The sequence below is a fragment of the Thermosulfurimonas marina genome, assembly GCF_012317585.1.
Classification (GTDB): domain Bacteria; phylum Desulfobacterota; class Thermodesulfobacteria; order Thermodesulfobacteriales; family Thermodesulfobacteriaceae; genus Thermosulfurimonas_A; species Thermosulfurimonas_A marina.
Genome location: NZ_CP042909.1, coordinates 1,062,347 through 1,087,921 on the forward strand (window position 1 = coordinate 1,062,347; position 25,575 = coordinate 1,087,921).

A 25,575-nucleotide genomic window follows, 5' to 3' on the forward strand; every position below is an offset into this window, starting at 1 on the left:
GAGGTGTGAGATGCGAACCACCCCAGTGTGCCAGATTGACCGGTTGGATGTCCTTCCCGCCCAGGGGGGCAGACGGGAGAGAGCCTTTCCGGTTTCCACTCATCTTCTGGTGGAGATGTGGCAGGCGCCCTTTAAGGTCTTGGCCCGAGCCCACGAGGTAGAGCGAGCCCTGCGCTATTCCGGAAATGGTTGTGGGGACCGGGGCGAGGTGATCGCCTATCAGTTTCAGCCCTATGGGGTTTCGGCCAAGGCCACCTTCGAGGAGGCCCACATCTTCATCCACACCTGGCCGGAAAACGGTTACGCGGCGGTGGACATCTTTGCCGCCAGCCAGGAGGAGGCCTACGCCATCTTGGAGCGCATGAAGGAGGCCTTCCGTCCGGCCTACGTCCATGTGGTAGAGGTCAAACGCGGCAATCTCTTTGCCGAGGGAGAGACTTGACTCACTACTGGTGGCGTGAGAGCCTGGGCCGGGACTACGGTCGCAGCTTTCGGGTGGGCTTAATCTACGAGGAACGCACCCCGGCCGGCCAACTCCTCCAGATCTTCCACAATTCCTTCTGGGGCCGCTTGGTGGTCCTGGACGGGATTGTGCAGTTTACGGAGCGGGACGAGTTCATCTACCACGAGACCATCGTCTATACCCCGGCGGCCGTGCTTCCGGAGGCCCCCCGTCGGGTCCTCATTGTGGGAGGCGGAGACGGAGGGGTCCTGCGAGAACTCCAGAAATTAGAGGGATTGGAAAGCATCGTCCAGGCAGAGATCGACCTTTCGGTCTTTCGGGCCTGTAAAAAATACTTCCCGGAACTTTCCGGAAATTACGACGATCCCCGGGTGGAGTTTCGGGTAGAAGATGGACTGGAGGCGGTGAGACGTCTTCCGGAGGGGGCCTTCGATCTGGTAATTGTGGACTGTACCGATCCGGTAGGGCCCGCCAAGACCCTTTACACGGCGGAATTTTATGTCGGGCTACATCAGGTCTTGCGGCCGGGCGGAGTCTTTATTCAGCAGGCCAGCCTTCCCGGATTTTTTCCGGAGATCCTGAAAGGGGCCTTCCGTTTGGCTCGGGAGATCTTTCCTTCGCTTCGGGTCCTACGGGCCATGGTCCCCTGCTATGGGGACGAGATCGCCTTTCTTCTGGGCTCCACCCGGCAGAAGGAGGATTTCCTCCCTCGAAGGGAAATTCGGGGACGTCACTATAGCCCGGAGATGCACCGGGCCTCCTTGGTCCTCCCCCCCTGGTGGCAGGAGCTTTTAGAGGCGCAGTCTTAGACGGCTGCCGGCCCTCTCAGGCAGGACTTCCAGCCCCGCAGGGATCCTTTCGGCCAACTCCCGCACATGGGAGATAAGACCCACCAGGCGCCCTCCAGCCCGGAGCTCGGAAAGCACGGAAAGGGCGGTCTCCAGGGCCTCGGGGTCCAGATTTCCGAAACCCTCGTCAATGAAAAGGCAACCCAAAGGGCGTCCCCCGGCCAGTTCCTGGACCACTTCCGAAAGGGAAAGCGCCAGAGCCAGGGCCGCAAGAAAGGACTCTCCCCCGGAGAGGGTGGCCACCGGGCGGGTGGCCCCGGCCCAGGCATCGAACACCAGGAGGTCTAGACCCGCGGCCCGGCGACGGTCGCGCACTTCGGTCTCCCGCAAAAGCCGATAGCGCCCCCCGGTCATCCGGGAGAGTTTTTGCGAGGCCCGGACCAGCACCCTTTCCAGTAAGGCCGAGACCACAAAGCGATGGAAGGAAAGCCGGCGGTCGTTCTGCCCGGAAAGGAGACGTGAAAGCCCTTCGAAAAGACGCAGACGGGCTTCGGCCTCCCGAAGTTCCTGAGAAAGCCGTCTCAGTTCCCGGGCCCTTTCCCCCAGGGCGGCCTCTTCCTGGGCCAGGGCCCCCTGCCGGGCGGAAAGGCGCCTTTTCTCTTCGAGGATTTCCTGAAGACGCCGGCGCAGGGCCTCGAGGTCTGGTTTTTCCTTGCCCGAGAGCCTCTCCCGCAGTTCTTCCACCTCAGCCGCAAAGCGGGAAAGACGCCCCTCGTATTCTCGCAGTTTTTTCTCTAGGGCTTCCCTTTCGTCGAGGCGTTCTATCCAGAAGGTCATCTGGTCTCGGTCGGAAAGGCCCGCTTGGGCCAGCTTTTCAGCAAGTTGTCCCTCAAGGGCCTTTCGATCTTTTTCGGCTTCTTGAAGGCGCCGCTCGATTTCGGAAAGACGGGCGGCCAGGGCCTCTTTTTCTCTCTGAAGGCCTTCCTTTTGCTCGCGCAGGGCCTCAAGGGCCTTTTCGCTTTCCTGGATCTTCCCCTGAAGCTCCGCTTCCCGGACTTCGAGGGTAGCTAAGGAAAGCCCTGGAGGGAGATCTTCGAGAAGGGCCCCGAGGCGGGCCTGAAAAGTTTCCTTCTGGAGGGTCAACTCCTTGAGGCGCTCTTCCAGCACCTCCCGCAGGCGATAGCTTTCTCGCAGCTTTTGATGTTTTTCGGTGGCCAAACGGGAGAGCCTTTCGGCCTCCCGGTGGAGCCTGCGGGCCTCCTCATAGGCCTTCCGGGCCCGGAGGGCGGCCTCCTCCAGGGCCTGAAGGTCGGCCAGCTGAGGGGCGGCCGAAAGTCTCCTTTCGATCTCCGAGACCAGGCGGGCTTCCTCCTTAAGGAGGGACTCCTGGCGGCCCCGACGTTCAGAAAGCTCCTTCCGCAGACCAAAGAGGTCTTCCTCCAGTTGGAGCAGACGCTCCGGCTCCGGCACCTCTTCCGGAGGGCAGGCCGGGGCCGGGTGCTTTCGGGAGCCACAAACCGGGCAGGGGCTTCCCGGAGCAAGCTCCCGGGCCAGTTCCCAGGCCTTATGTCCTTTAAGAAGAGCCCGAAGACGGTCCAGGAGTTTCTTCCCTTCCCCCAGGGCCTTTTCCAGCTTCCGGATTTCGGCCTCAAGCTCCTCCAGCTGCTTGCGCACCGTGGAGAGATTTTCCCGAAGACGGGACACCTCTTTTGCGGCCTCGAGATCTCTGGCCGCGGCCAGACAGGCCTCCTCCAGAGGGGCCAGCTCCGGGAGCTCAAGGGTCTGGCGACGCCGGTCCAGTTCTTCCAGTTCCCTTTCGGCCTCGGCCAGGGCCCTTTGGCAGGCCTCCTTTTCGCGGGCCAGGGCCTCAGTCTCCTGATCCAGTTTGCGGGCCTTCTTTTCCAGATCCCGGACCTCAAGGAGCCGTTTTCGCCATTCCGCAAGACGCAAAAGCTCCGTCCGGAGGGCCTCGATTTCCGGACGCCGCGCCTCGAGCCGGGACCATTCCTGACGGGTACGGTGAAGGTCCTCCTCTAATTTCTTCCCTCGCGCAGCCAAATCCTCAATTTCTTTCCGATCCCGGGCCATCTGGTTTTCCAGACGCAGAAGATTTTCGTGGAGGGGTTTCAGGGCCTCCACCTTCTGGAGGATAGCCAAATCCCGACGCCAGGCCTCGGCCTCCGGGCGTAAGGCCTCAAGCTTTCGGTACTCTTTTTCCGCGGCGGCCCATCTTTCGAATTCCCGGGCGAGCTTCAGGGCCTCCTCGAGTTCTCTTTCCAGCCCCTGGCGCCGCCTCCGGAGGGCCGAAAGTCTTTCCGCAAGGGCCTTCTTCTCTTGGGCCAACTCCTTGAGGCGGGCTTCCAGGGCCGCTTCTTCCTCTACCCCTGCCGAGCGCAGGAGGGCTTCCCTTTGCGCCACCAGGCCTTCCCACCGGCGCCGGGCCTGAGAGGCCTCTTCCCGGAAGGCCTCTTCCAGGGCCAGAAAGCGTTCGGTCTGAAAGACCGCCCTCAGGAGGGCTTCTCGTTCTTCGGCCCGGGAAAGGAGAATCTCCCGGAAGCGGCCCTGGGGGATGAGAAGCACCCGGCGAAATTCCCGGGCGGTAAAGCCCAGGATCTCCCGCAGGCGGGAGGTGACCTCCGTGGGCCGCTGGGCAAGGAGGCGTCCCTCCTCCCAGAGGGCCGCCTCCTTGGTAAAGGTTTTCCCGGTGATCCGCAGACGCCGGAGGACCCTAAGCCTGCGGCCGGCAAGCTCAAACTCGAAATCCACCTCCGTGGGAAGCTCCGGAGGGGCCTTAAGGGAGCGCAGATCGCGATCACTTTTTTCCTCCAGACTGGCCTCTCCGTAAAGGGCAAAGGTCAGGGCGTCAAAGAGGGTGCTCTTTCCCGCTCCGGTGGGCCCGGAGATCAGAAAGAGTCCGTAAGGTTCAAACCGCCGGAAATCCACCTCGGCTCGGGAAAGATAAGGACCGAAGGCCTGGATACGCAGTTGCCCGGGACGCATGCGATCTTAAAGATAATCGACCTTTAGCTCTCAGGCCAACAGCTAAAAGTGATATTCAAAATTTCCTCCTTTAGTGTAATAATACTTAAAATTAAGGATAGCCTAAAATATGATCTATATAAACAACTTTTTAAAAGGAGGGAAGGATGAAGGCCTGGAGGACAGGGTTTTATTTGGTGATAGCCGTATTAGGGGCCTTTCTTGGGGCCCTGCGTCCGGTGCCGGCCCCCTGGTTTTACCTCTTTCCTTTGGGCACCCTGTTGGCCGTGGGGCTTGCGGCCCTGGAGGGCCGGAGAGACAAAAAAGAGGAAGACTTGCCGGTCCTCCGAGACTATCTCCATCTGGAATTTGTGCGGGCTCTCCCTTCGGAGGATCCTCTGGAAGAGCTGACCCTCAATTTTGCGGCTAAGGTGGCCGCCTATCTTCACACCATGCAGCAGCAGGGCCTGGTCCTTTCGGAGATCAAGGATTTCGTAAACGAGGCCACCCAAAGACTGCTTTCCTTTGCGGAAAAGACCGACCACCTGGCCCTGGATCTTTTCGGCACCTCACGGGAGGCCCGTCAGGATGTGGAGACCCTTTCCCGGGCGCTTAACGATCTCAATCTGGCCGCGGGGGAGATTGCGGGAAACATCTCTCAGACCGCGGCCAAGAGCGCCGAGACCCGGGAGCGGGCGGTGGAGACCCGGAAAACCATCGAAAATCTCTTGGCCAGCGCGGAAAAGATCGGCTCCGTGACCCAGGTGATCAACGAAATCGCTGATCAGACCAACCTTCTGGCCTTAAACGCCACCATTGAGGCGGCCCGGGCCGGGGAGGCCGGAAAGGGCTTTGCCGTAGTGGCCAATGAAGTCAAGGAACTGGCCCGTCAGACCGCCGAGGCCACCAAGGAAATTGCCCGCATCATTGAAGAAATCCAGGAGGAGACCCGAAGGGCGGTCTCTGCGGTGGAGGGCATCACCGAAAGCATTCTGGAGATCGACCAGATGGCCGCAACTATTGCCGCAGCCAGCGAGGAACAGACGGCCACCATCTCCGACCTTACCCAGAATGTAGAAAGGGTGCGAGAGGTGGTGGAAAAGACCCACCAGGTCTCGGAGACCCTCATGGAACACACCAAAGGTTTTTCGGAAGTCCGCACCCTCATGGAGGGCTTTCGGGCGGCCACCGAGGCCGTGACCGTGGAAAACAATCTCCTCCTTCATGGCCTGAGGGCCTCGCCGGAATTCGAAAAGGCCACCGAGGCCCGTCTCCTCGAAGAAGTGCGGCTCGAAAGGGTTCTTACCAAACACTATCAGTGGTTAAATGAAGTCCTGAATGGGCTTCTGGCGGGAAAGCCCCCGGAGGTGGAGACCGATCCCCATCGCTGTGCCCTAGGGCGTTTCCTCAAGGAATACCGGCCCCCCTCGGAGGTGGAGCCTCTCCTTGAGGAGCTCCGTCCTATCCACGAGGAGTTCCATCGTACAGCCGTGGAAATCCAGAAGCGTCTTTCCGCAGGAGATCAGGCCGGAGCCATCGAGATCTTTCGCCGGGAGACCCTGCCCCGATTTCTCCGCCTTTCGGAAATCTTTTTCCGTTGGATCGCCCTGGTGGGGGGGCGCAGGGAAGAAGGGGTCCATCTGAGCCTGGGAGAGACCGAAGAGGAATTTTTCCGGTTTACCCCGGAGCTTGAGACCGGGGTTCCGGAGTGCGATCAGCAGCACCGCAAACTGGTCTCCCTGGTGAATCGGCTTTACGGGGCGGTCAAGTCCGGAAAGGGCCGGGAGGTCTTGGGCGAGATCCTGAACGAACTGGTGGCCTACACCGACTACCATTTCAAGACCGAGGAATATTACTTCGACCGTTTCGGCTATCCTGAGGGAGACCTCCACAAGGAGATCCACCGCAAGCTCACCGCCCAGGTCCTCTCCTTCAAGGAGAAATTCGAGCGGGGCGAGGCCACGGTGTCCTACGATCTCCTGAACTTTCTCAAGGACTGGCTGGTGAACCACATCGGAAAGACGGACAAGAAATATGGGCCCTTCCTTAAAGAAAAGCTGGCCCGAGGCGCTTAAGGACCTCCCGGAAGGCCGTCCTTTCTTCCTCCGAGGGCGGCCTTCCGGCCACCTCCTGGAGAAATTTCCCGAAAAGCTCTTCCTCGCTTAGGGACTCGGGACTTGGTGGAGGCCTGAGGGGCCCGCTAGAGGAATTCTCCGGAGCGAACTCCAGGGCCAGAAGGTAGGGATAACGCTCCTTCAGGCGTTCGAAGGCCTGGGGAATGGGCCCGGAGTCTTCCAAGACGATCTTGAGATAGGCCTCTTCTCGGGGGCCGGAGAGGAGTTCCTCAAACCGTCCCCGGAGGACCCGGAAGGGCCGTGGAGGGCAAAGGGGCAGAAATTCCCGGTGCCCCGGCCGTCCCCTTTCGTCCATTTCGAAAAACCAGACCCCTTTTTGGTCTTCGGCTTCGGAGAAGGAAAGGGGAAGAAGAGAGCCGGCATAGTAGATATTTTCGGCCGGACGCTGAGGGCGGTGGAGGTGCCCCAGGAGGACGAGATCGAGCTTTTCGAAGGCCCTGGCCGGGACAGCCTCCTCGCCTCCCACCCAAAGGCGGGCCTCGGATTCCCCGGCTTGCCCGCCCTCTACAAAGAGATGCCCCACGAAAATTCCCCCGGGGGAGAGCCGGGAAAGGAGCCTTTCCCAAAGCCCTCGGGGGCTTTCCGGAAGATCTCCCTCCCCGAAGGAGGCCAAGAATTCCCGCAGTCGAAAGGGGGAGAGATGGGGAGCCACATAAAGGGGCGGACCTCCGAGAAGGAGAAGCGGGCGCCGAAGGTATCTCTCGTCCGCCACCACAAAGACCCGCACCCGGGCCAGGAGTTCCCGGGCAAAGGAAAGGCGCTCGGGGCTATCGTGATTGCCGGGGATGACCAAAAGCGTGGCCCCGGTCTCCGCCAGTCGGGCCAGCACCTCTCCCAGGAGGGCTACGGCCTCTCCCGGAGGTACCGGACGATCGAAGATGTCTCCGGCGATAACCACCAGGTCGGGCCGGAGGTCCCGCACCAGAGGGAAAAATTCCTCCTCCAGCAGCCGGGCCTGATCTTCGGTGAGATGGATCCCGTGGAAGAGCTTTCCCAGGTGCCAGTCCGCGGTATGGAGGACCCTCACGGAAGTTCCTCGGCCGAAAGCTCCTCTTCCGCCTGGGCCAGGGCTTCCCTTACTCTCTCCGGAGCGGTGCCTCCATAAGTGCGTCTCCGGGCCACCGACCCCTCCACCGAAAGCCACTCGTAGACATCTTCTTCAATGAGGTCCGAAAAACGCCGAAGGTCTTCCAGCGGAATCTTCCAGAGTTTGAGGCCTCTCTCCTCGGCGAAGGCCACGATGCGCCCGGTGACCTCGTGGGCCTCCCGAAAGGGAAGACCCTTCATCACCAGATAGTCCGCAAGATCCGTGGCCGTGGGATGTCCCTCCTCGGCCGCGGCCCTCATCCTTTCGGCCCGGGGCGAAAGCCCTCGGACCAGGAGCGCAGCCACCTTAAGGGAGGCCCGGAGGGTGTCTGCGGTGTCAAAGGCCGGTTCTTTATCCTCCTGAAGGTCGCGATTGTAAGTGAGGGGGAGCCCTTTCATTACCGTAAGGAGGGCCAGGAGGTTTCCGTAAACCCGGCCGCATTTTCCGCGCAGAAGTTCGGCCACATCCGGGTTTTTCTTCTGGGGCATTATGGAGGATCCGGTGCACAGGGCGTCTGGAAGATCCACAAAGCCGAATTCCGGGCTCATCCAGAGGACGATCTCTTCGGCCAGGCGCGAAAGGTGCATCATGGTGACCGCGGCGTCGAAGAGGAACTCTAGGACAAAGTCCCGGTCGGAGACCGCGTCCATGCTGTTGCGCGAGGGCCGCTCAAAGCCCAGAAGGCGGGCGGTGAGCTCCCGGTCCAGAGGGTAAGGAGTGCCGGCCAGGGCCGCCGAGCCCAGAGGGCACTCCGCGGTACGCCGCAGGGTATCCTGAAAGCGGTCGGCATCCCGGCGGAACATCTCGTAATAGGCCAAAAGATGGTGGGCCAGGAGGACCGGCTGGGCATGCTGGAGATGGGTGAATCCGGGGAGGATGATCTCCAGGCCCTCCCGGGCCTTTTCCACCAGGGCCCGTCGCAGGTCATGGAGAAGCCGCAGGATTTCCCGGATTTCGTCCCGGAGGTAAAGGCGAAAATCCGTGGCCACCTGGTCGTTGCGGCTGCGGCCCGTGTGAAGTTTTCCGGCCAGGGGCCCGATCTTCTCCCGCAGGGCGGCCTCGATATTCATGTGTACGTCTTCGAGTTCGGCCCGGAAGACGAAACGCCCTTCGCGAATCTCGGCCTCGATTTCCGAAAGCCCTCGGGCGATGCGCTCCGCCTCTTCCTCGGTAACCACCCCGGCGCGCTTCAGGGCCTCCAGATGGGCCAGGTCCTGCCGGAGGTCATGGAGGGCCAGACGCTGGTCAAAGGAGACCGACTCCGTAAATTCTTCCACCAGACGGTCCGTGTCCTCCCGAAAGCGCCCTCCCCAGGGCTTTTTTACCGAAGACGCCACCGCACCTCTCCTTCGACCAGGGTAAGGACCGCCCTTCCGCGCATCTCCCAACCCAGAAAGGGGGAGTTCTTGCTTTTGGAATGCAACTCCTCTTCGGTTACCACCCAGGGGAGATCGGGATCAATGAGGGTGACATCGGCCGGAGAGCCGGGCTTAAGGGTTCCCCCGGGGACTTTGAGGATTCTTGCCGGGGCGGTGGAAAGGAGTTCGGCAAAGCGTAAAGGGCTGAGGAGTCCCTCCCGTACCAGATTCAGGGTGAGGGGGACCGCGGTCTCCAGCCCGAGGAGTCCGAAGGCTGCGGCCGGAAACTCCACCTCTTTTTCCAGGGGGCTGTGCGGAGCATGATCCGTGGCCACGGCGTCGATGACCCCTTCGGCCAGGGCCTGACGCACGGCCTCCCGGTCGACCTCGGTCCGCAGAGGGGGGTTTACCTTGGCCTGGGTATTGTATTCCAGGACCGCTTCTTCGGTAAGGGTGAAGTAATGAGGGGCGGTTTCCGCGGTCACCGGAAGGCCCTCTTCTTTAGCCCGGCGGAGGATCTCCACGGAAAGGGCGGTAGAGACGTGGGCGATATGTACCGGAACTCCGGTGAGCGCCGCCAGACGTACCTCCCGGAAAATAGCCACCGCCTCGGCCTCGGCCGGAATGCCTTTCAGCCCCAGGCGGGCGGCCACCGGCCCCTCGTTTACCTGTCCCCCGGCCGAAAGTCCGGGGTCTTCCGCATGCGAGATCACCGGCAGATCAAAGCTTGCCGCATACTCCAGGGCCAGGCGCATAAGTCCAGAATCCGCCACCGGGCGGCCGTCATCTGAAAGGGCCACCGCCCCGGCCTCTTTGAGCTCTCCGAAGGGGGCCAGCTCTCGCCCCTCCTGGCCTTTAGAAATACAGGCCACAGGCCAGACCCGGGTCCGGCCCACCTCCCGGGCCCGGGAAAGGAGGTAACGGGTCACCTCCGGAGAGTCATTCGGAGGGCGGGTATTGGGCATGCAGGCTACGGCGGTAAAGCCACCGGCGGCGGCTGCCGTGGTTCCGGTTTCCAGGTCCTCCTTCCACTCCTCTCCGGGCTCCCGCAGATGGACATGGAGATCGATAAGACCCGGGAGAGCCCAAAGTCTTTGAGCCTCAAAGATTTCGCAATCGGAAGGAGGAGGGATCTCTCGATCCAGGGCCACAATCCGCCCTTCCTCGATCAAGAGGTCCCCTTCCAGATCGAGTCCCTGCGAGGGATCTAGGATCCGAGCCTTACGAATGAGAAGCCTCATGACCTCTGAGAGAGTGCCGATGCCAGATCCACACTCCTCCGGCTATGATTAGGGCCGTGGCCGTAAACATAAGCGCCATCTCCATGGGGCCCATTTTTCCCTCCGAGTTCAAGAAAATAGATTCCGGTTATTAAACATACTCCAAAGCTTAATTCCAGCAAAAAGGCCAATTCTCTGCTCATGAATTTTTGGGAGACTAGAGGAGTCAATATTCCCGTCACAAAAAGGGCCAGAGCCAGGTTGAGAAACCACTTCCCCATCTCCAAAAGGGTGCGAGATTTCATGCTTCCGCAGCCTTAAGAAGCAGGAGCAGGAGGGCCATGCGCACGGCCACTCCGTTTTCCACCTGTTCCAGGATGACCTGTCCGGGAAAGTCCTCCAGCTCTGGAGCCAGTTCCACTCCCCAGTTGATGGGCCCGGGATGCATAAGGAGAGCCCCCTCTGCCGCCCGGGAAAGAACGCGGCGGTTAAGTCCGAAAAAGCGGGAGTATTCGTGCCAGCTGGGGAAAAGGGACCGGCCGTGGCGCTCCTTCTGTACCCGCAGGGCCATGACCACGTCTGCCCCCTCCACGGCCTCTTCCACCCGCCGGACCACCCGGGCCCCCAGAGCCTCCCTTTCCGGAGGGAGCATGGTCCCCGGGCCGGAGACCCAGACCTCGGCCCCCAGCTTGCGAAAGGCCAGGATGTCCGAATGAGCCACCCGACTGTGCCGAATATCTCCGATGATGGCCACCTTGAGCCCCTGGAAATCTCCCTTTCTTTCCCAAACCGTAAGGAGATCCAGAAGGGCCTGGGTGGGATGTTCGTGAAAGCCGTCGCCGGCATTGATCACCGGGATTCCGATCTTGCGAGCTACAAAATGGGGAGCCCCGGAGGCCGGATGCCTGATGACCAGAAGGTCCGGCCCCATGGCCGCCACGTTTTTTATGGTATCCAGAAGATTTTCTCCTTTTTCCAGACTGCTCCCCCGGGCCGAAAAGTTCAGGACCTCGGCCGAAAGCACCTTGGCCGCCCGCTCAAAAGAAAGGCGGGTCCGGGTGCTGGGTTCGAAAAAGAGGTGGGCCACCACCTTTCCCCGGAGAGTGGGGACCTTGGGAATGGGTCTCCGGAGCACTTCCTTGAGGTTGCGGGCGGTCTTAAGAACGGTCCAGAGGTCCTCCGGGGAAAGAGGACCGATCTCTAGGAGGTGGCGGTGCGGGAAATCTACACCCATGGTCCATCTCCTATTTAGCCGGAGAGGGGCCCTCGGGTCAAGCCTCAAGCAGCCGCGGAACAAGCCGGCCATTTTTCGGAAAAAATGGCCGCTCGCCCCCGGCGGCAAGGGAGATAAAATAGAAACACCATGGCGGAGTTCGTCCATCTCCATCTCCATACCGAATGGAGTCTCCTTGACGGGGCCCTCCGGGTCTCGGATGTGGTCCGCAAGGCCATAGAATACAAGATGCCCGCGGTGGCCATCACCGATCACGGGAATCTTTTCGGAGTGATCCATTTCTATGAAAAGATGCGGGAGGCCGGGCTTAAGCCCCTTATCGGCTGCGAATTTTATGTCGCTCCGGGGTCTCGCTTTGAAAAGAAGGCCAAAAGTGCCCATGAGGCCGGCTATCACCTGGTCCTTCTTGCGGAAAACGAGATCGGCTACCGCAACCTCTGTAGGCTGGCCACCAAGGCCCATTTTGAGGGTTTTTACTGGAAGCCCCGGATCGACAAGGAATTGCTAAAAGAGCACCACGAAGGTCTCCTGGCCCTCACGGCCTGTCTCCACGGAGAAGTGCCGGCGGCCATCCTTTCCGGAAACCTGGATCGGGCCCGGGAGCTCATCGAGACTTATAGCGCTATCTTTCCCGGACGGTTTTACCTAGAGATCCAGGAAAACGGGCTGGCCGACCAGCGCCGGGTCAATGAGGTCCTCTTGGAGATGGGCGAAAGCCTGGGACTTCCGGTGGTGGCCACCAACGACTGCCATTTCCTTTCTCCGGAGGACGCCTTCGTGCACGAGGTCCTCCTCTGCATCCAGACCGGAAAGACCCTGAACGATCCCAACCGCTTTCGTTTTGAGACCGACCAGGTCTACTTTGCCTCCCCGGAGGAGATGGCCGCCCGTTTTCGGGACTATCCTCCGGAGGTCCTCACGCGCACCCTGGAAATTGCCGAAAGGATCCATCTGGAACTTCCGCTCGGGGAACACCATTTTCCGGTCTATCCCCTTCCGCAGGGCAAGACTTACGAGGAGGTCTTTGAAGAGGCCGCCCGGCGAGGTCTTGAGGAGCGACTGGCCGAACTCAAGGCCGGCCCGGGGCTTGCGGCCCCGGAGGCCGAATATCGCGAGCGCCTGGATTACGAGATCGAGGTCATCACGAAGAAGGGCTTTGCCAGCTACTTTTTGATCGTGGCCGATTTTATCGCCTGGGCCCGCCGGCACGGGATCCCGGTAGGGCCGGGCCGAGGCTCGGCGGCGGGAAGTCTGGTGGCCTACGCCATGCGCATTACCAACCTGGACCCCCTGCGCTACGGACTCCTTTTCGAGCGGTTTTTAAATGCCGAGCGGGCCAGTCTTCCGGACATCGACGTGGATTTCTGCATGCAGCGGCGGGATGAGGTCATTGAGTATGTCCGGGAAAAATATGGCGGGCAGGAATACGTGGCCCAGATTGCCACCTTCGGGCAGCTCAAGGCCCGGGCCGTAGTGCGGGATGTGGGCCGGGCCCTGGGCTTTAAGCCCAAGGAGATCGACCCCATCGCCAAGCTCATCCCCGAAGGCCCCAACGTAAAGCTGGAAGAGGCCTTGAGTGCGGAACCGCGGCTCAGGGAGCTGGCCGAAAAGGACGAACGGGTGGCCCGGCTTTTTGCCATCGCCCGGGCGCTGGAGGGTCTGCCCCGCCATTCCTCCACCCATGCCGCAGGGGTGGTCATCGCCGACCGTCCTCTCACCGATTACCTCCCTCTGATGAAAGGCGAGCACGGGGAGATCATCACCCAATTCGACATGAAGGCCGTAGAGAAGATCGGCCTCATCAAGTTCGACTTTCTGGGGCTCAAGACCCTCACCATTCTGGATCAGGCGGTGAAACTGGTCCGCGAACACTATGGAAAGGAGATAGATCTCGACCATCTTCCCCTGGATGACGAGAAAACCTTTGAGCTCCTGCGAAGGGCGGACACCGACGGGGTCTTCCAGCTGGAATCTTCGGGGATGAAGGATCTTCTGCGCCGCCTGCAGCCCACGGACTTCAACGACCTTATTGCCGTGCTGGCCCTTTACCGACCGGGCCCCCTGGAGTCCGGAATGGTGGAGCAGTACATCGAGGTCAAGCACGGTCGCCGCAAGCCCGACTATCTTCATCCCAAGCTTGAGCCCATCCTGCGCGAGACTTACGGGGTGATCCTCTATCAAGAGCAGGTGATGAAGATCGCCCAGGAGCTTGCGGGCTACACCCTGGGCGAGGCGGATATCCTGCGCAAGGCCATGGGGAAGAAGATCCCGGAGGTCATGGCCCAACAGCGGGCCCGTTTTGTATCCGGGGCCGTGGAGCGAGGTATTCCGAGAGAGCTTGCCGAACATATCTTTGACCTTATGGAGAAGTTTGCCGGCTACGGCTTCAACAAGAGTCATTCCGCGGCTTACGCCTTGGTGGCTTATCAGACGGCCTATCTCAAGGCCCACTACCCCCTCTGTTATATGGCCGCCCTTCTTTCCTACGAAATGGGCAAGGCCGAGGAGGTCATGAAGTATGTGGCGGTGTGCCGGAAGATGGGGATCGAGGTGCGCCCTCCGGATGTGAACGCCAGCGGAGTGGCCTTTACCATCGAAGGAGAAGCCCTGCGTTACGGCCTTGCAGCCATAAAGAATGTGGGGGCCGGGGCGGTGGAAGAGATCGTGGCCGAACGCGAGGAGAAGGGCCCCTTCCGGTCCCTGGCGGATTTCTGTGTGCGGGTGGATCCCGGAAAGGTCAATCGCCGGGTGCTCGAGGCCCTGATCAAGGCCGGGGCCTTTGACCGTCTGGAGCCCAACCGGGCCAAGCTCTTAGAGAATCTGGAAGCGGTAATGGATTGGGCCCAGAAGGAACGCGAGGCCCGGGCCCGGGGCCAGATTTCCATCTTCGATTTAAATAAAGAGAGGTCTTCGGGAGAAGGGCCGGTGCTCCAGGAGGTCCCGGACTGGTCCCCGGAGGAGCGCCTCTTTCGGGAGCGCGAGGCCTTGGGTTTTTACCTTACCGGGCATCCCCTTTCGGCCTTCAGGGACTGGCTTTCGGTGATCACCCCTTACAGCATTTCCAATCTCCGGGAGGCCCCGGAGGGACGAAAGATCCTGGTGGGGGCCGCCTTGGGGACTATCAAGACCAAGACCACCCGCCGCGGAGAGAAGATGGCCTTCGTACAGCTTGAAGATGGAGAATCCGTGGTGGAGGCCCTGGTCTTTCCGGAGGTTTACGCCCGGGCCCTTTCCTTCCTGGAGGAGGGCCGGTTGGTCCTGGCCCGGGGCACGGTAGAAAAGGCCACGGAGGAGGTGCGCCTCCTGGTGGAGGATCTGCGGCCCCTTTCGCAGGCCGCCGAGGCCCTTTCCGGAAGATTGGTCTTGACTCTGGACGCCGAAGGCCTGGACCGCCGGCCTCTGGAGACCCTACGCGAACTCTTGTCCCAGGCCCACGGCCCCTGCGAGGTCCAGCTGGAACTCCGTTTCCCCGAAGGAGTGGTGCGGGTGGATCTCAACGGGACCTTACGGGTCAAAGTCTCTCCGGAGCTGGTGCGGGAGACCCGGAGATTTCTGGGGGAGAAACTGGTAGCCCTGAGGCTTGAGGCCTAGCGGGTATATTCCGAAAGATCGAGCTCTGAAAGGTCGGCCACCTTCAGGAAGTCTTCCGCAATGCTCTGCAGAAGCCCTAGGCGATTTTTTCGCCGGGCCTCGTCTTTTACCATGACGAAGACCTCGTCGAAGAAGCGGTCGATGGGGTCCTTGAGTCGGGTGAAAAGGAGGAGGGCCTCCTGATAGCGCCTTTCGGAAAGGAGGGGCGCAAGTTCGGCCTTTACCTCTTGGAGGACCTGGTAGAGGACCCGTTCTTCCTTTTTTTCGAAAAGGCCTTCATCCACAGAGTATCTTTCCGCCAGTCCCCGGACCATGTTCATGACCCGTTTGAAGGCCACCGCCAGGGCGGCGAATTCAGGCCTCTGGCGCACGGCGTGCAGGGCCGCCAGGCGCCGATGGGCCTCCAGGGGATCGTCGGCCCCTACCCGGATCACCGCCCGGACTTCGTCTAACGGAAACCCCTCGGCCAGAAATTCCCCCTCCAGGCGCCGGGCCAGAAACTCCAGGATCTCGGAAAGGACCTCATCCTGGGGACGCTTCAGGAAGCCCTGATTTTTGAGGAGCCAGAGGGTGAAGGTGAAAAGTTCCCGCAGGGAGAGGGAAAGTTCGTTCCGCAAAAGGGTCTTGAGCAACCCGTAAGCGGCCCGACGCAGGCCGTAAGGATCAGCCGCCCCGGTGGGTCGTTCCCCGATCCCGAAAAAGGCCGCCAGGTGATCCGCCTTGTCCGCAAGGGAAAGTACGATTCCGCAAGGACTTAGGGCCACCCTTTCTTCAGCCCCTCGGGGAAGGTACTGTTCGGCCAGGGCCTCGGCCACCTCCGGGGGCTTCCCGGCGGAAAGGGCGTAGATACGGCCCATCTCCCCCTGAAGAGAAGGAAACTCCCCTACCACCTCGCTCACCAGGTCGGCTTTAGCCAGTTCTGCCGCCTGCACGGCAAAGGCCTTCACCTCCGGAAAGAGCCTTTCGGCAAGATACCCGCAAAGGGCCTTTAAGCGCTCGGTCTTTTCCAAAAGGGTGCCCAGGGCTGCATGATAGACCACCCCGGAGAGTTCCCGCACCCTTTCGGAAAGAGGAATCTCCAGATCCCGTTGGTAATAAAAGCGGGCGTCCTCCAGCCGGGCCCGGAGGACCCTCTCGTGTCCGGCCCGCAGGATCTCCGGATTTCGGGGCCGGTTGTTATTTACCGCCACAAAGGCCGGAAGGAGTCGGCCCTTACCGTCGCGCACCGCAAAATAACGCTGATGCTCCCGCATGGCGGTGATGAGAAGGGGCTCGGGAAGCTCCAAATATTCCTCGGGAAAGGTCCCGGAAAGGGCAAAGGGGAATTCCACCAGATGGGCGTTTTCGGAAAGGAGTTCCGGATCCTCCTCTGGACGCCCTCCGGCCTCCTCGGCGGCCCGGAGGACCTCCCGGCGGGTGGCCTCGAGGCGCTCTCCCGGGTCCACCAGAACGAAGGCCTCCCTCAGGGCCGAAAGATAATGGTTGAAGTCGCGGACCTCCAGGGCCTTCGGGGCCAGAAAGCGGTGTCCGTAGGTGACCCGGCTGCTTTTTACCCCGGCCACCTCAAGAGGTACTACTTCATCCCCGAAAAGGGCGAGCAGCCAGCGGATGGGCCGGGCAAAGGTGAAGTCGTGGTTTCCCCAGCGCATGCGCTTGGGAAAATGGATCCTGGCCAGCAGGGTGCGCAGGATCTCCGGGAGGATTTCCGTGGTCCTGCGGCCGGCAAGGAGCTTTTCCACCGCCAGATATTCCCCTTTGGGAGTTTTCTTGACCCGGACTTCCGAAAGACCCACCCCCTGCTTGCGGGCAAAACCCAGGGCCGCCGCGGTGGGCTGGCCCTTTTCGTCAAAGGCCACCCGTTTGGGAGGCCCCAGGATTTCTTCCCGGCGGTCAGGCTGTTTTTCCGAAAGATCCTTTACGTAGAGGGTAAGACGGCGTGGAGTCCCCAGGGTGCGGATCTCCGCAAATTCCAGGGCGGCCTCGGAGAAAAGACCCCGGGCCTCCTCGGAGAGACTTTTAAGAGCGGGTTCGAGAAAACGGGCCGGCAGTTCCTCACAGCCGATCTCAAAGAGAAGATCCCGGGCCATCTACGCCTCCTCCGTCCCCTTCTGTGAGGCCAGCCAGACCTCGGCGCTCTTTTTGGCCAGGGTCCGTACCCGGGCGATGTAGGCCGTGCGCTCGGCCACGGAAATAGCCCCGCGGGCCTCAAGGAGATTAAAGAGATGGGAACACTTGATGGTGCAATCGTAGCCCGGAAGGACCAGCCCTAAATCGAGAAGCCTCAACCCTTCTTTTTCGTAACGGTCGAAAAGTTCCCGGAGCATCTCCGTGTCGGCTTCGTCGAAGTTATAAATGGAATACTCCACCTCGGCCCGGTGGAAGAGGTCCCCGTAGGTAAGTTTTTCGTTCCAGCGCAGGGCAAAGACATTTTCTACCCCTTGGAGGAACATGGCCAGGCGCTCCAGACCGTAGGTAATCTCCACGGTGACCGGACGGCACTCTATTCCTCCCACCTGCTGGAAATAGGTAAATTGAGTAATCTCCATGCCGTCGAGCCAGACCTCCCAGCCCAGCCCCCAGGCCCCCAGGGTGGGGCTTTCCCAGTCGTCCTCCACGAAACGGATGTCGTGGTCCGCCGGATCTATTCCTAGAGAGGAAAGGCTTTCGAGATAGATTTCCTGGATGTTTTCCGGAGAGGGTTTAATGACCACCTGGTACTGAAAGTAGTGCTGGAGGCGGTTGGGGTTTTCCCCGTAACGGCCGTCGGTGGGCCGGCGACAGGGTTCGGGATAGGCCGCGGCCCAGGGCTCCGGCCCCAGGGCCCGCAAAAAAGTCGCCCAATGAAAGGTCCCGGCCCCCACCTCCATGTCATAGGGCTGGAGGATGGCGCAACCCTGCCTGGCCCAGAACTCGTTGAGTCGGGCGATAAGGTCCTGAAAATACACGACTCCCCTCCTTGCGCCTATCTCCTATAACACGTCCTTTTTGAAAGAGAAAGACCGTGATAGAAGAGGGATTTCCGGATATCCTGAGAGGGCCATGCAGGTAAGAGTAAAGACCAAGAAGCTACGCACCCGGCTGGAGAATCTGGCCGTGGTCCTGGTGGACACCCTTTATCCGGAGAATATCGGTTCCGCGGCCCGGGCCTGTGCCAACTTCGGGGTCTCGCAACTCATCCTGGTTCGCCCCCGGGATCTCACCCCGGAGAAGATGCGGGCCATGGCCACCCGCAGCGGGCTCCCTATCTTGGAGAAGATGCGCATTTATGAGGACCTGGTCTCTGCCCTTTCCGACTTCAATTACGTGGTGGGGACCACGGCTCGACTGGGCAAACAGCGCAAGGTCTATGAGACGGTGCGCGAGATCGTGCCGCGGATCGTGGATCTTTCCCAGGAAAACCGGGTGGCCTTTCTTTTCGGAAACGAAAAGTGGGGGCTCACCAACGAAGACCTTTATCATTGCCACACGGTGGTCACCATCCCCACCACCGAGGCCGCAAGCCTCAACGTGGCCCAGGCGGTGGTCATCGTGCTTTACGAGATGTTCTGTGCCTCGGCGGAGGTGGAACTCCCCAAGCCCCGCCTGGCCACGGTAAAGGAACTGGAGATCATGTACGAGATCATCCGGGAGACCCTCAAGCGCATTGATTACATTCCTCACGAAAACGAGACCCTCTGGATGACCACCATCCGGCGTTTTCTCTCGCGACTGGATCTTACGGCCCAGGAGGTGCGGGTCATCCAGGGCTTTTGCAAACAGCTCCTCTGGGCTCTGGAGCACCGTCCGTCAAAGACCTCAGGACCTTCGGCGAAGCAGGGTTAGGACCTCCAGGTGGTAGGTCTGGGGGAACATGTCCAAACCCAGGATCCTTTCCACCTCGTAGCCGGCGGCCAGGAGAAGTTTGAGATCCCGGGCCAGCGTCGGGGGATCGCAGGAGATATAGACAATGCGTTCGGTAGCCACTTCCGGAAGATAGCGCAGAAGCTCCCGGCAACCCCCCCGCGGCGGGTCCAGCAGCACCAGGGGCCAGGTCTCGGCGGCCTTCCAGGTCTCGATAAGGGCCTCGGTGGCCGAAATCCGTTCCAGGGTTACCCGTTCGGCAAGCCCCAGATATTCAGCGGTGTAGCGGCCGTCGGCGATGGCCCCGGGGTCGGTGTCCACCCCCCGGGCCTCCTCCGAAAGGGAGGCCAGGGGAAAGAGAAAGTTGCCCATTCCGGCATGGAGATCCAGGACCCGGCCTGGAGAGCCCGCCACCTCTCTCAAGATTTTCATGAGGCGCAGGTTGATCTCCCAGTTGGCCTGGGTGAAGACCCCGGGCCGGACCAGGTAGAGGGGCTTTTCCACCCCGGGGAAAAACTCCCGGGGTACCGGAAAGAGACGCCGGCCCCCGTGAGGGGCCTCCGGGGGAAAGGGCCCCCGGGGTTTGGGCCCGCGCACCCAGTAAAAGACACTTTTCATCCCCGGAATCTCCCGGGCCAGGGCCTCTACGTCCTCGGAGGATGGCTCCACGGTGATCCAAAAAAGGAGGGTCACCAGGCCCTCCGCCGGGGAGGCCTCGATTTTTACCCGCTTGGCAAAGGCCTGGAGCCTTCGCCAGGCATCACTTTCGGGAATTTTCTCCAGGGCCAGATTCAGATTCTCTTCTCCCAGGAGACAGCGCCGGATGAGGACCAGGTCATGGCTGCGGCGTTTGACGAAACCCAGGGCCCCGGTCCCCGGTTCTACATGAAAGCGCAGGCGGTGGCGATAGTGGAATTCCCGGGGAGAAGGAACGACCCCCTCCACCAGGTCCTCGGGCAGACCCCCCAGCCGCCGCAGGGTCTCCCGGAGCATTTCCGTCTTGGCCCTTACCTGGGCCTCGTAGGCGAGATGCTGGAGCTGGCAGCCCCCGCAGAGACCGAAGTAGGGGCAGGGGGGCTTGCGTCGGTCCGGCGAAGGGGAAAGGATTTCCTCGGCTTCGGCCAGGGCATAGTCCTTATCTTCCCGCAGGATCTTAAGGCGTACCCTCTCTCCCGGGGCCACCTCCGGCACGAAGGCCACCCGTCCGTCCGGAAGACGGGCCAGGCCGTCCCCTCCGAAAACCAGCTTTTCGATCTCTACGACGAGGCTCATTGTCCTTTCGGCTAAGGTATGGTAGGAGGCTAAGTATAAACTAGCCTCGGAGGATCATCCATGGCCGAAAGGCGCCTGGGTACGGTCAATCAGATGGCCAAGTTGATTTGCGAGGCGGTAAAGGAGGTGCTCGAGGCCTCCACCGGCTCCTCCATCCGCTATGCCCCCACCATCCAGCGAATACCCCTGGTAAGTCTCAAACCGGATCTAGGGGCCTTCGTGGAGTTCACCGGGGACTATAACGGCCTTTTCTGTATGAATTTTTCCGGAGAGGCCGCTCTTGAGCTTTACCGTCGGGCCATGACCTTTATGGGGCTTCCTGAGGAGGAGCTGGCTCGGGACTATACCTCGGAGGAGGTGGTGAACTTCGTGGGGGAGATCGTCAACCAGATCGTGGGAGGGATGCGGCGCAGGGTGGAGGCCCAGTTCGGACTTGCGGCCCGAAATAGCCAGCCCCGGGCCATCGCCATCAACCAGACCATTACCCTCCTTTTGAGCACCCTCATTGAAAAACCCCAGTGCCGCAGGCTCTCCTTCAGGACCGAGGGCAATGCCCCCTTTTATGTGGAGTTCGGCCTGGAGCAGACGGAGTTCATTCCTTTGGAGCACCCGGAAGAGGTGGATGTGGACGACCTTTTGGCCCAATTTTCCTAGATAAGGAGGTATACTATGGCCAAACTGGCTATCATCGGGGCCGGGGCGGTGGGGACGGCTGCGGCCCATTGGGCGGCGGTCAAGGCCGTGGCCGAGGAGATCGTTCTCATCGACATTGTTCCGGATCTGGCCAAGGGCAAGGCCCTGGATCTGGCTCAGGGGGCCCCGGTAGAGGGCTTTTCGGCCCGCATCTGGGGGACGGAGGATTTTTCCGCCCTTTCCGGATCGGAGGTGGTCATTCTCACCGCGGGCCGGCCCCGCAAACCCGGAATGAGCCGGGAAGACCTGCTGAAGAGCAATCTGGAGATCGTGCGCTCCTGTGCCGAGGCGGTGCGGGAGTTTGCCCCGGAGTGTGTCCTCATCGTGGTGACCAACCCTATCGACGCCATGGTCTATGCCGCTTTCCGGGTCACAGGCTTTCCCCGAGAACGGGTGCTCGGCATGGCCGGAGTGCTGGATTCTGCCCGTTACCGGTATTTTATCGCTGAGGCCCTGGGGGTCTCCCCTCGGGATGTCCAGGCCCTGGTTATGGGGATCCACGGAGATCACATGTTGCCCCTGGTGAGGCTGGCCAATGTGGTCGGGATCCCGGTGACCGAGCTCCTGCCCGCGGAGAAGATCGCCGAGATCGTGGAGCGCACCCGCAAGGGCGGGGGAGAAATCGTTTCCTATCTCAAGACCGGAAGCGCCTTTCTCACTCCGGGGCTTTCGGCGGTGGAAATGGCCCAGGCCGTACTGCGGGATGAAAAGCGGGTGCTTACCTGCTCGGTCTGGCTCCAGGGGGAGTTTGGTTTTTCGGAGGTCTTTATCGGGGTCCCGGTGGTTCTGGGGAAAGGGGGGATGGAGCGCATCCTGGAATTTGAGCTCACCGAGGAAGAACGCCGGGCCCTCAAAAAGTCCGTAGAGGCCGTCCGTTTGCAGATGGCCCTTACCGGGCTTTAGGGCTTGCCCCGGGGGGAAGTTTTTGCTATGAGGGATCAAATACCAAGAAAGGAGGTCGGCCGGTGCGTAGAGAATTGCTGTTTGTCCTCTTTATAGGGTTGTTGGTGGCTCCCCTGGCAGGGGGCTGGGCCTCTTCTGGGGACGAGGACCTGCGGGCCATGGTGCAGCAACTCCTTCGGGAGGTCCAGGAATTGAAGAAGGAAAATGCGCAACTCAAGAGCGAGATCGAAAAGCTAAAGAGCCAGCGGCCTCCGGCCCCGGCCGAGGCCCTGGTGACCGCCCCAAGCTCCAAAAAGCACAGCTTTTTCAGCAAAGGGGGCTACGGGGCTCGCCCCAGCGGCATCGATTTTTACGGCTTCCTCAAGGCGGATGTGGTCTGGCAGGACGCCAACGCCGTAGGAGACGAATACGTGCTCTGGGTCCTTCCGGAACACAATACCAAAGGGGGTCACAAATTCGGTTCGGATTCCACCTTTACCATCAATTTCCGGCACAGCCGCTTCGGCTTTGACCTTTGGAAAGACTACAAAGATTGGAAACTTTTCGGAAAATTCGAGATGGACTTCTATACCCAGAGCCATGGGGAAGACACCCTGCCCTGGAACCCCAATCACTCCCCCCTCCGGGCCCGGCGGGTTTTTGTGGGGGTAAGGAAGGGAACCTGGCAGCTTCTTGCCGGGCTCGACTGGATGACCATTTCCCAGCTCTATCCTCATCTCTCGAACTTTCCTTCCGGAACTTTTATGGGCAACATAGCCTATCGTATGCCCCAGGTACGTCTTTCCAAATGGTTCAAGGTGGGGGAAGGGACCTTAAAGTTTGAAGGGGCGCTGGAGAAGCCCTACGGCTTTCCGCGTATGGAGGGGATCATCTGGGATGAGGATCCCTCCAATCGGGCCGGCTATCCCGGTTTTGAAGGCCGCATTTCTTACACCACCAAGATCTGGGGCCAGCCGGCCCTGGTGGCGCTATGGGGACATTACTCCGAAGAGGAGTATGATACCGTAGACGGCGTGGAGGACGCCGATAGCTATTCCCTGGGGCTGGAGGCCAAGTTTCCCCTTCCGCTTCCCTTTGCCCGCAAGGCCTTCCTTTTGGGAGAGCTCTGGAGCGGACGCAACCTCGATGGCTACTACACCGGCGGGGTCAATCAGGGGACGCGTTTTCGGCTAGATAACGGTCGCTACGTTACTGACCTCCGATCGAAATACACCGACGGGGGGCATATCCTGGATGTAGATGAAATTGATGCTGTAGGAGGGTATGTGGAGCTTGAGGTCTTCTGGAGTCCCAAGCTGGTCACCCACTTCGGCTGGGGAATCGACAACCCCGACGATAGTGATCTCGAAGGGGTCAGGGGAGCCCGTCTCCAACAGCAAATGTATTACGCCAATTTCCTCTATCGGTTCACCAAAGAGTTCGCCGTGGGCGGAGAGTATATGTATATCGACTGTGATTACCGAAAGAGCGACGGGGACGATGGGGAGCTCAACCGCTTCATGGGAAGTTTCTACTACTTCTTCTAGGATAAAGCGGGCCGGCTAGCCCGGCCCCAAAATGAAAAAGGCCCGCCAGAAGGCGGGCCTTTGATTTTCTAGGGCCAGTTTCCTAGCCGATGACGCGCACGTTGCTCGCCTGCTCTCCCTTCGGGCTTTGCGTAACCTCAAACTCTACCTTCTGGCCCTCCCGAAGGGTCTTGAACCCCTCCATCTGGATGGCGGAATAATGTACGAAGACATCCCCGCCATCGTCCCGCGAAATGAACCCGTAACCCTTCTTCTCGTCAAACCACTTCACCGTACCTGTTGCCATGATGCTAAAACCTCCTTAAAAATTTGCTCTGCCTCCAGCCTAACATTTCTCAGGCAAAAGTAAAGGGCTTAATTTTCGACCAGGACCAGGTCGTCGCGATGGATAACTTCTTCTCGGGTGCGAAAACCTAAGCGTTCTTCAATTTCACAGGTATGGGCCCCGAGGATGCAACGCAGTTCCTCAGAGCTATAGTTGGTAAGCCCTAGGGCCACAGGCCGGCCCTTCTCGTCCACGCATTCCACACAGGCCCCGCGGTCAAATTCTCCCTCTACCGCTCGAATCCCTGCCGGAAGGAGGCTTCGGCCTCTTTCCCGAATAGCGACCACCGCCCCGGCATCCAGCACCAGGCGGCCTTCAGGTTTGGCCCCGTGGGCGATCCAGAATTTACGGGCCGAAAGCCTACGGGTGGAGGGAAGAAAAAGGGTCCCTAATTCCTCCCCCGAAAATAGGCGCTCAAGGATAAGGGGGGTGCGGCCGTGGGCCAGGATCATAGGCACCCCCAGAGAGTTGACCATACGGGCCGCCCGGAGTTTGGAAAGCATTCCTCCGCGGCCGAAACGCCCCGGACGCTTCCCGGCCATGGCCTCGATTTCGGGAGTGATCCCCCGGACCTCCCTTACCGGTCGGGCTGAAGGGTCCTCCCGGGGGTCGCGCTCGTAAAGGGCGTCGGCCTCAGAAAGACAGATCAGGAGATCGGCCTCGGTAAGGGCTACCACCAGGGCCGCCAGAAAATCGTTGTCCCCGAACTGGATCTCTTCCACGGCCACGGTATCATTTTCGTTCACGATGGGCACCACCCGCCAGCGCAGGAGCACCCGTAGCGTGTTCCGAGCGTTGAGATAGCGCCGACGATCTTCCAGGTCTTCTCGGATGAGGAGGACCTGGGCCACCGGGACCCCGTAGCGTCCGAAGGCCTCCTCGTAAGCCTGCATGAGGCTGCTTTGCCCGGCGGCAGCCAGGGCCTGTTTCTCCGCCAAACTCAAAGGCCGCTCCGGGACCTCCAGCTTTTTGCGTCCGCAGGCGATGGCCCCGGAGGAGACCAGGATCATCTCGTAGCCCTGGCGCTGAAAGCGCGAGATCTCCGCGGCCAGATTTTCGAGCACCGGGCGCGAAAGGCCGGTCTCGTCAGTCACCACCGCGCTTCCCACCTTGACCACCACCCGTCGTACACGGGAAAGGATTTCCCTGCGGTTACTCATCTTCCTTCCCGCGGATGATCAATCTCCAGAGCGTTTCCAGAAGATCCCGCACGCCCTCCCCCGTGGCGGCAGAGATGAGGTGCACCGGATATCCCTTTTCTTCAAGAGCCCGACGTACAGGATCAAGCACCGTACGGTCGGCCAAAAGGTCGATCTTGTTCAGGGCTATCGCCCGGGGTTTGCGTGGAAGTTCGGGATGGTAAAGGGCCATTTCCTTTTCCACCACCTCGAAATCCCGCAGCGGATCTTCGGAAGTGGCGTCGATCACCTGGCAGAGGGCCCGGGTGCGCTCCACGTGCCGCAGGAATTCCAGGCCCAGCCCTACTCCTTTGTGGGCTCCCTCGATAAGCCCCGGGAGATCGGCCACCACGAAGCTCCGTTCATCCGAAAGAGAAACCACCCCTAGGTTGGGCTGAAGGGTGGTGAAGGGGTAGTCGGCGATCTTGGGCCGGGCCGCGGAGATGCGGGAAAGGAGGGTGGATTTCCCGGCGTTGGGAAGCCCCACCAGCCCCACATCGGCAATGAGTTTGAGCTCCAGAATAAGCCAGCGTTCCTCACCCGGACGGCCCGGTTCCGCATACCGGGGGGCCTGATTGGTGGGGGTGGCAAAGCGGGCGTTTCCCCGTCCGCCCCGGCCTCCCCGGGCCACCACCAGGCGCTGGCCGGGCTCCACCAGGTCTCCCAAAATCTCTCCGGTTTCGGCATCCCGCACCACCGTGCCCACCGGGACCCGCAGGACAAGGTCCTCTCCGTCACGGCCTTTCATCTTCTTGCCCATCCCGGGTCGGCCGTTTTCCGCCCGGAAATGGACCTGGTGATAAAAGTCATAGAGGGTGTGGAGCTGGGGGTCGGCCACCAGGATGACGTCTCCGCCATCTCCGCCGTCTCCCCCGTCCGGTCCTCCGCGGGGGACATACTTTTCCCGGCGGAAGCTCACGCAGCCGTGGCCCCCGTCTCCGGCCTTCACATGGATCTTTACGCGGTCTACGAAACGGGCCATC

19 protein-coding genes are annotated in these 25,575 nt (G+C 60.8%); 8 read left to right on the plus strand and 11 right to left on the minus strand.

What is annotated here, in order from left to right; genetic code table 11:
* Positions 1-10: 10 nt before the first annotated feature.
* Positions 11-442 carry an adenosylmethionine decarboxylase gene (gene speD, locus FVE67_RS05615; RefSeq protein WP_168719659.1) on the plus strand — a complete coding sequence of 144 codons (432 nt, stop codon included), beginning with the start codon at positions 11-13 and terminating at the stop codon, positions 440-442.
* Complete coding sequence (locus tag FVE67_RS05620; protein WP_168719660.1) at positions 439-1,272, plus strand: spermine/spermidine synthase domain-containing protein; 834 nt, start codon at positions 439-441, stop codon at positions 1,270-1,272. Before speD ends, FVE67_RS05620 begins: the two co-directional genes overlap by 4 nt.
* Here the strand turns inward: FVE67_RS05620 and FVE67_RS05625 are convergent.
* On the minus strand, positions 1,255-4,251 hold the full coding sequence (locus FVE67_RS05625) for an AAA family ATPase (protein WP_168719661.1): 2,997 nt from the start codon (positions 4,249-4,251) through the stop codon (positions 1,255-1,257). The genes FVE67_RS05620 and FVE67_RS05625 overlap by 18 nt on opposite strands.
* Before the next feature lie 146 nt (positions 4,252-4,397).
* Between FVE67_RS05625 and FVE67_RS09470 the strand changes: the two genes are divergently transcribed.
* Positions 4,398-6,305 (plus strand): bacteriohemerythrin, encoded by a 1,908-nt coding sequence (locus FVE67_RS09470; RefSeq protein WP_168719662.1) that lies wholly within the window; start codon positions 4,398-4,400, stop codon positions 6,303-6,305.
* Here FVE67_RS09470 and FVE67_RS05635 read toward each other — a convergent pair.
* The 4 genes from FVE67_RS05635 to FVE67_RS05650 all read right to left on the minus strand — a co-directional run bounded on the left by FVE67_RS05635 (position 6,277) and on the right by FVE67_RS05650 (position 11,264).
* Positions 6,277-7,392 carry an exonuclease SbcCD subunit D gene (locus tag FVE67_RS05635; RefSeq protein ID WP_168719663.1) on the minus strand — a complete coding sequence of 372 codons (1,116 nt, stop codon included), beginning with the start codon at positions 7,390-7,392 and terminating at the stop codon, positions 6,277-6,279. The genes FVE67_RS09470 and FVE67_RS05635 overlap by 29 nt on opposite strands.
* Positions 7,389-8,789: an argininosuccinate lyase gene (argH, locus tag FVE67_RS05640; protein ID WP_168719664.1), complete on the minus strand. Its 1,401-nt coding sequence runs from the start codon at positions 8,787-8,789 to the stop codon at positions 7,389-7,391. Before argH ends, FVE67_RS05635 begins: the two co-directional genes overlap by 4 nt.
* Positions 8,774-10,051 (minus strand): dihydroorotase, encoded by a 1,278-nt coding sequence (locus FVE67_RS05645; protein ID WP_168719665.1) that lies wholly within the window; start codon positions 10,049-10,051, stop codon positions 8,774-8,776. Before FVE67_RS05645 ends, argH begins: the two co-directional genes overlap by 16 nt.
* Before the next feature lie 280 nt (positions 10,052-10,331).
* On the minus strand, positions 10,332-11,264 hold the full coding sequence (locus FVE67_RS05650) for an aspartate carbamoyltransferase catalytic subunit (protein WP_168719666.1): 933 nt from the start codon (positions 11,262-11,264) through the stop codon (positions 10,332-10,334).
* A 129-nt stretch (positions 11,265-11,393) separates the two neighbouring features.
* Between FVE67_RS05650 and dnaE the strand changes: the two genes are divergently transcribed.
* Positions 11,394-14,855, plus strand: coding sequence for a DNA polymerase III subunit alpha (gene dnaE / locus FVE67_RS05655; protein ID WP_168719667.1), 3,462 nt, complete (start codon positions 11,394-11,396; stop codon positions 14,853-14,855).
* Here dnaE and glyS read toward each other — a convergent pair.
* Positions 14,852-16,942 (minus strand): glycine--tRNA ligase subunit beta, encoded by a 2,091-nt coding sequence (gene glyS / locus FVE67_RS05660; RefSeq protein WP_168719668.1) that lies wholly within the window; start codon positions 16,940-16,942, stop codon positions 14,852-14,854. The genes dnaE and glyS overlap by 4 nt on opposite strands.
* Positions 16,943-17,800 (minus strand): glycine--tRNA ligase subunit alpha, encoded by an 858-nt coding sequence (gene glyQ, locus FVE67_RS05665; RefSeq protein WP_168719669.1) that lies wholly within the window; start codon positions 17,798-17,800, stop codon positions 16,943-16,945.
* 94 nt (positions 17,801-17,894) lie between these two features.
* On the opposite strand from glyQ, the gene FVE67_RS05670 reads away from it, so the two are divergent.
* Positions 17,895-18,677 (plus strand): RNA methyltransferase, encoded by a 783-nt coding sequence (locus tag FVE67_RS05670; RefSeq protein WP_168719670.1) that lies wholly within the window; start codon positions 17,895-17,897, stop codon positions 18,675-18,677.
* Here FVE67_RS05670 and FVE67_RS05675 read toward each other — a convergent pair.
* Positions 18,651-19,967, minus strand: coding sequence for a class I SAM-dependent RNA methyltransferase (locus FVE67_RS05675; protein WP_168719671.1), 1,317 nt, complete (start codon positions 19,965-19,967; stop codon positions 18,651-18,653). The genes FVE67_RS05670 and FVE67_RS05675 overlap by 27 nt on opposite strands.
* Positions 19,968-20,027: 60 nt before the next feature.
* On the opposite strand from FVE67_RS05675, the gene FVE67_RS05680 reads away from it, so the two are divergent.
* The 3 genes from FVE67_RS05680 (at position 20,028) to FVE67_RS05690 (ending at position 23,089) form a co-directional block, all read left to right on the plus strand.
* On the plus strand, positions 20,028-20,621 hold the full coding sequence (locus FVE67_RS05680) for a DUF3334 family protein (protein WP_168719672.1): 594 nt from the start codon (positions 20,028-20,030) through the stop codon (positions 20,619-20,621).
* Positions 20,622-20,636: 15 nt separating this feature from the next.
* Positions 20,637-21,563: a malate dehydrogenase gene (gene mdh / locus FVE67_RS05685; protein WP_168719673.1), complete on the plus strand. Its 927-nt coding sequence runs from the start codon at positions 20,637-20,639 to the stop codon at positions 21,561-21,563.
* Between the two features lie 62 nt (positions 21,564-21,625).
* Positions 21,626-23,089, plus strand: a complete 1,464-nt coding sequence (locus FVE67_RS05690; RefSeq protein ID WP_168719674.1) for an FtsB family cell division protein — start codon at positions 21,626-21,628, stop codon at positions 23,087-23,089.
* Between the two features lie 82 nt (positions 23,090-23,171).
* Here the strand turns inward: FVE67_RS05690 and FVE67_RS05695 are convergent, their stop codons facing one another.
* The 3 genes from FVE67_RS05695 to obgE all read right to left on the minus strand — a co-directional run bounded on the left by FVE67_RS05695 (position 23,172) and on the right by obgE (position 25,574).
* The gene (locus FVE67_RS05695) at positions 23,172-23,375 is read right to left on the minus strand and encodes a cold-shock protein (protein WP_168719675.1); all 204 of its coding nucleotides are present in this window, start codon (positions 23,373-23,375) and stop codon (positions 23,172-23,174) included.
* Between the two features lie 68 nt (positions 23,376-23,443).
* Positions 23,444-24,574, minus strand: a complete 1,131-nt coding sequence (gene proB, locus FVE67_RS05700; RefSeq protein ID WP_168719676.1) for a glutamate 5-kinase — start codon at positions 24,572-24,574, stop codon at positions 23,444-23,446.
* The gene (gene obgE / locus FVE67_RS05705) at positions 24,567-25,574 is read right to left on the minus strand and encodes a GTPase ObgE (protein ID WP_168719677.1); all 1,008 of its coding nucleotides are present in this window, start codon (positions 25,572-25,574) and stop codon (positions 24,567-24,569) included. Before obgE ends, proB begins: the two co-directional genes overlap by 8 nt.
* Position 25,575 lies beyond the last annotated feature (1 nt).

Excerpts from the sequence above, each read along its gene's own strand:
- speD (WP_168719659.1), top strand. The coding sequence starts at position 11 with ATGCGAACCACCCCAGTGTGCCAGATTGACCGGTTGGATGTCCTTCCC.
- FVE67_RS05625 (WP_168719661.1), bottom strand. The coding sequence starts at position 4,251 with ATGCGTCCCGGGCAACTGCGTATCCAGGCCTTCGGTCCTTATCTTTCC.
- FVE67_RS09470 (WP_168719662.1), top strand. The coding sequence starts at position 4,398 with ATGAAGGCCTGGAGGACAGGGTTTTATTTGGTGATAGCCGTATTAGGG.
- FVE67_RS05645 (WP_168719665.1), bottom strand. The coding sequence starts at position 10,051 with ATGAGGCTTCTCATTCGTAAGGCTCGGATCCTAGATCCCTCGCAGGGA.
- FVE67_RS05650 (WP_168719666.1), bottom strand. The coding sequence starts at position 11,264 with ATGGGTGTAGATTTCCCGCACCGCCACCTCCTAGAGATCGGTCCTCTT.
- dnaE (WP_168719667.1), top strand. The coding sequence starts at position 11,394 with ATGGCGGAGTTCGTCCATCTCCATCTCCATACCGAATGGAGTCTCCTT.
- glyS (WP_168719668.1), bottom strand. The coding sequence starts at position 16,942 with ATGGCCCGGGATCTTCTCTTTGAGATCGGCTGTGAGGAACTGCCGGCC.
- FVE67_RS05670 (WP_168719670.1), top strand. The coding sequence starts at position 17,895 with ATGCAGGTAAGAGTAAAGACCAAGAAGCTACGCACCCGGCTGGAGAAT.
- FVE67_RS05675 (WP_168719671.1), bottom strand. The coding sequence starts at position 19,967 with ATGAGCCTCGTCGTAGAGATCGAAAAGCTGGTTTTCGGAGGGGACGGC.
- FVE67_RS05680 (WP_168719672.1), top strand. The coding sequence starts at position 20,028 with ATGGCCGAAAGGCGCCTGGGTACGGTCAATCAGATGGCCAAGTTGATT.
- mdh (WP_168719673.1), top strand. The coding sequence starts at position 20,637 with ATGGCCAAACTGGCTATCATCGGGGCCGGGGCGGTGGGGACGGCTGCG.
- FVE67_RS05695 (WP_168719675.1), bottom strand. The coding sequence starts at position 23,375 with ATGGCAACAGGTACGGTGAAGTGGTTTGACGAGAAGAAGGGTTACGGG.
- proB (WP_168719676.1), bottom strand. The coding sequence starts at position 24,574 with ATGAGTAACCGCAGGGAAATCCTTTCCCGTGTACGACGGGTGGTGGTC.
- obgE (WP_168719677.1), bottom strand. The coding sequence starts at position 25,574 with ATGGCCCGTTTCGTAGACCGCGTAAAGATCCATGTGAAGGCCGGAGAC.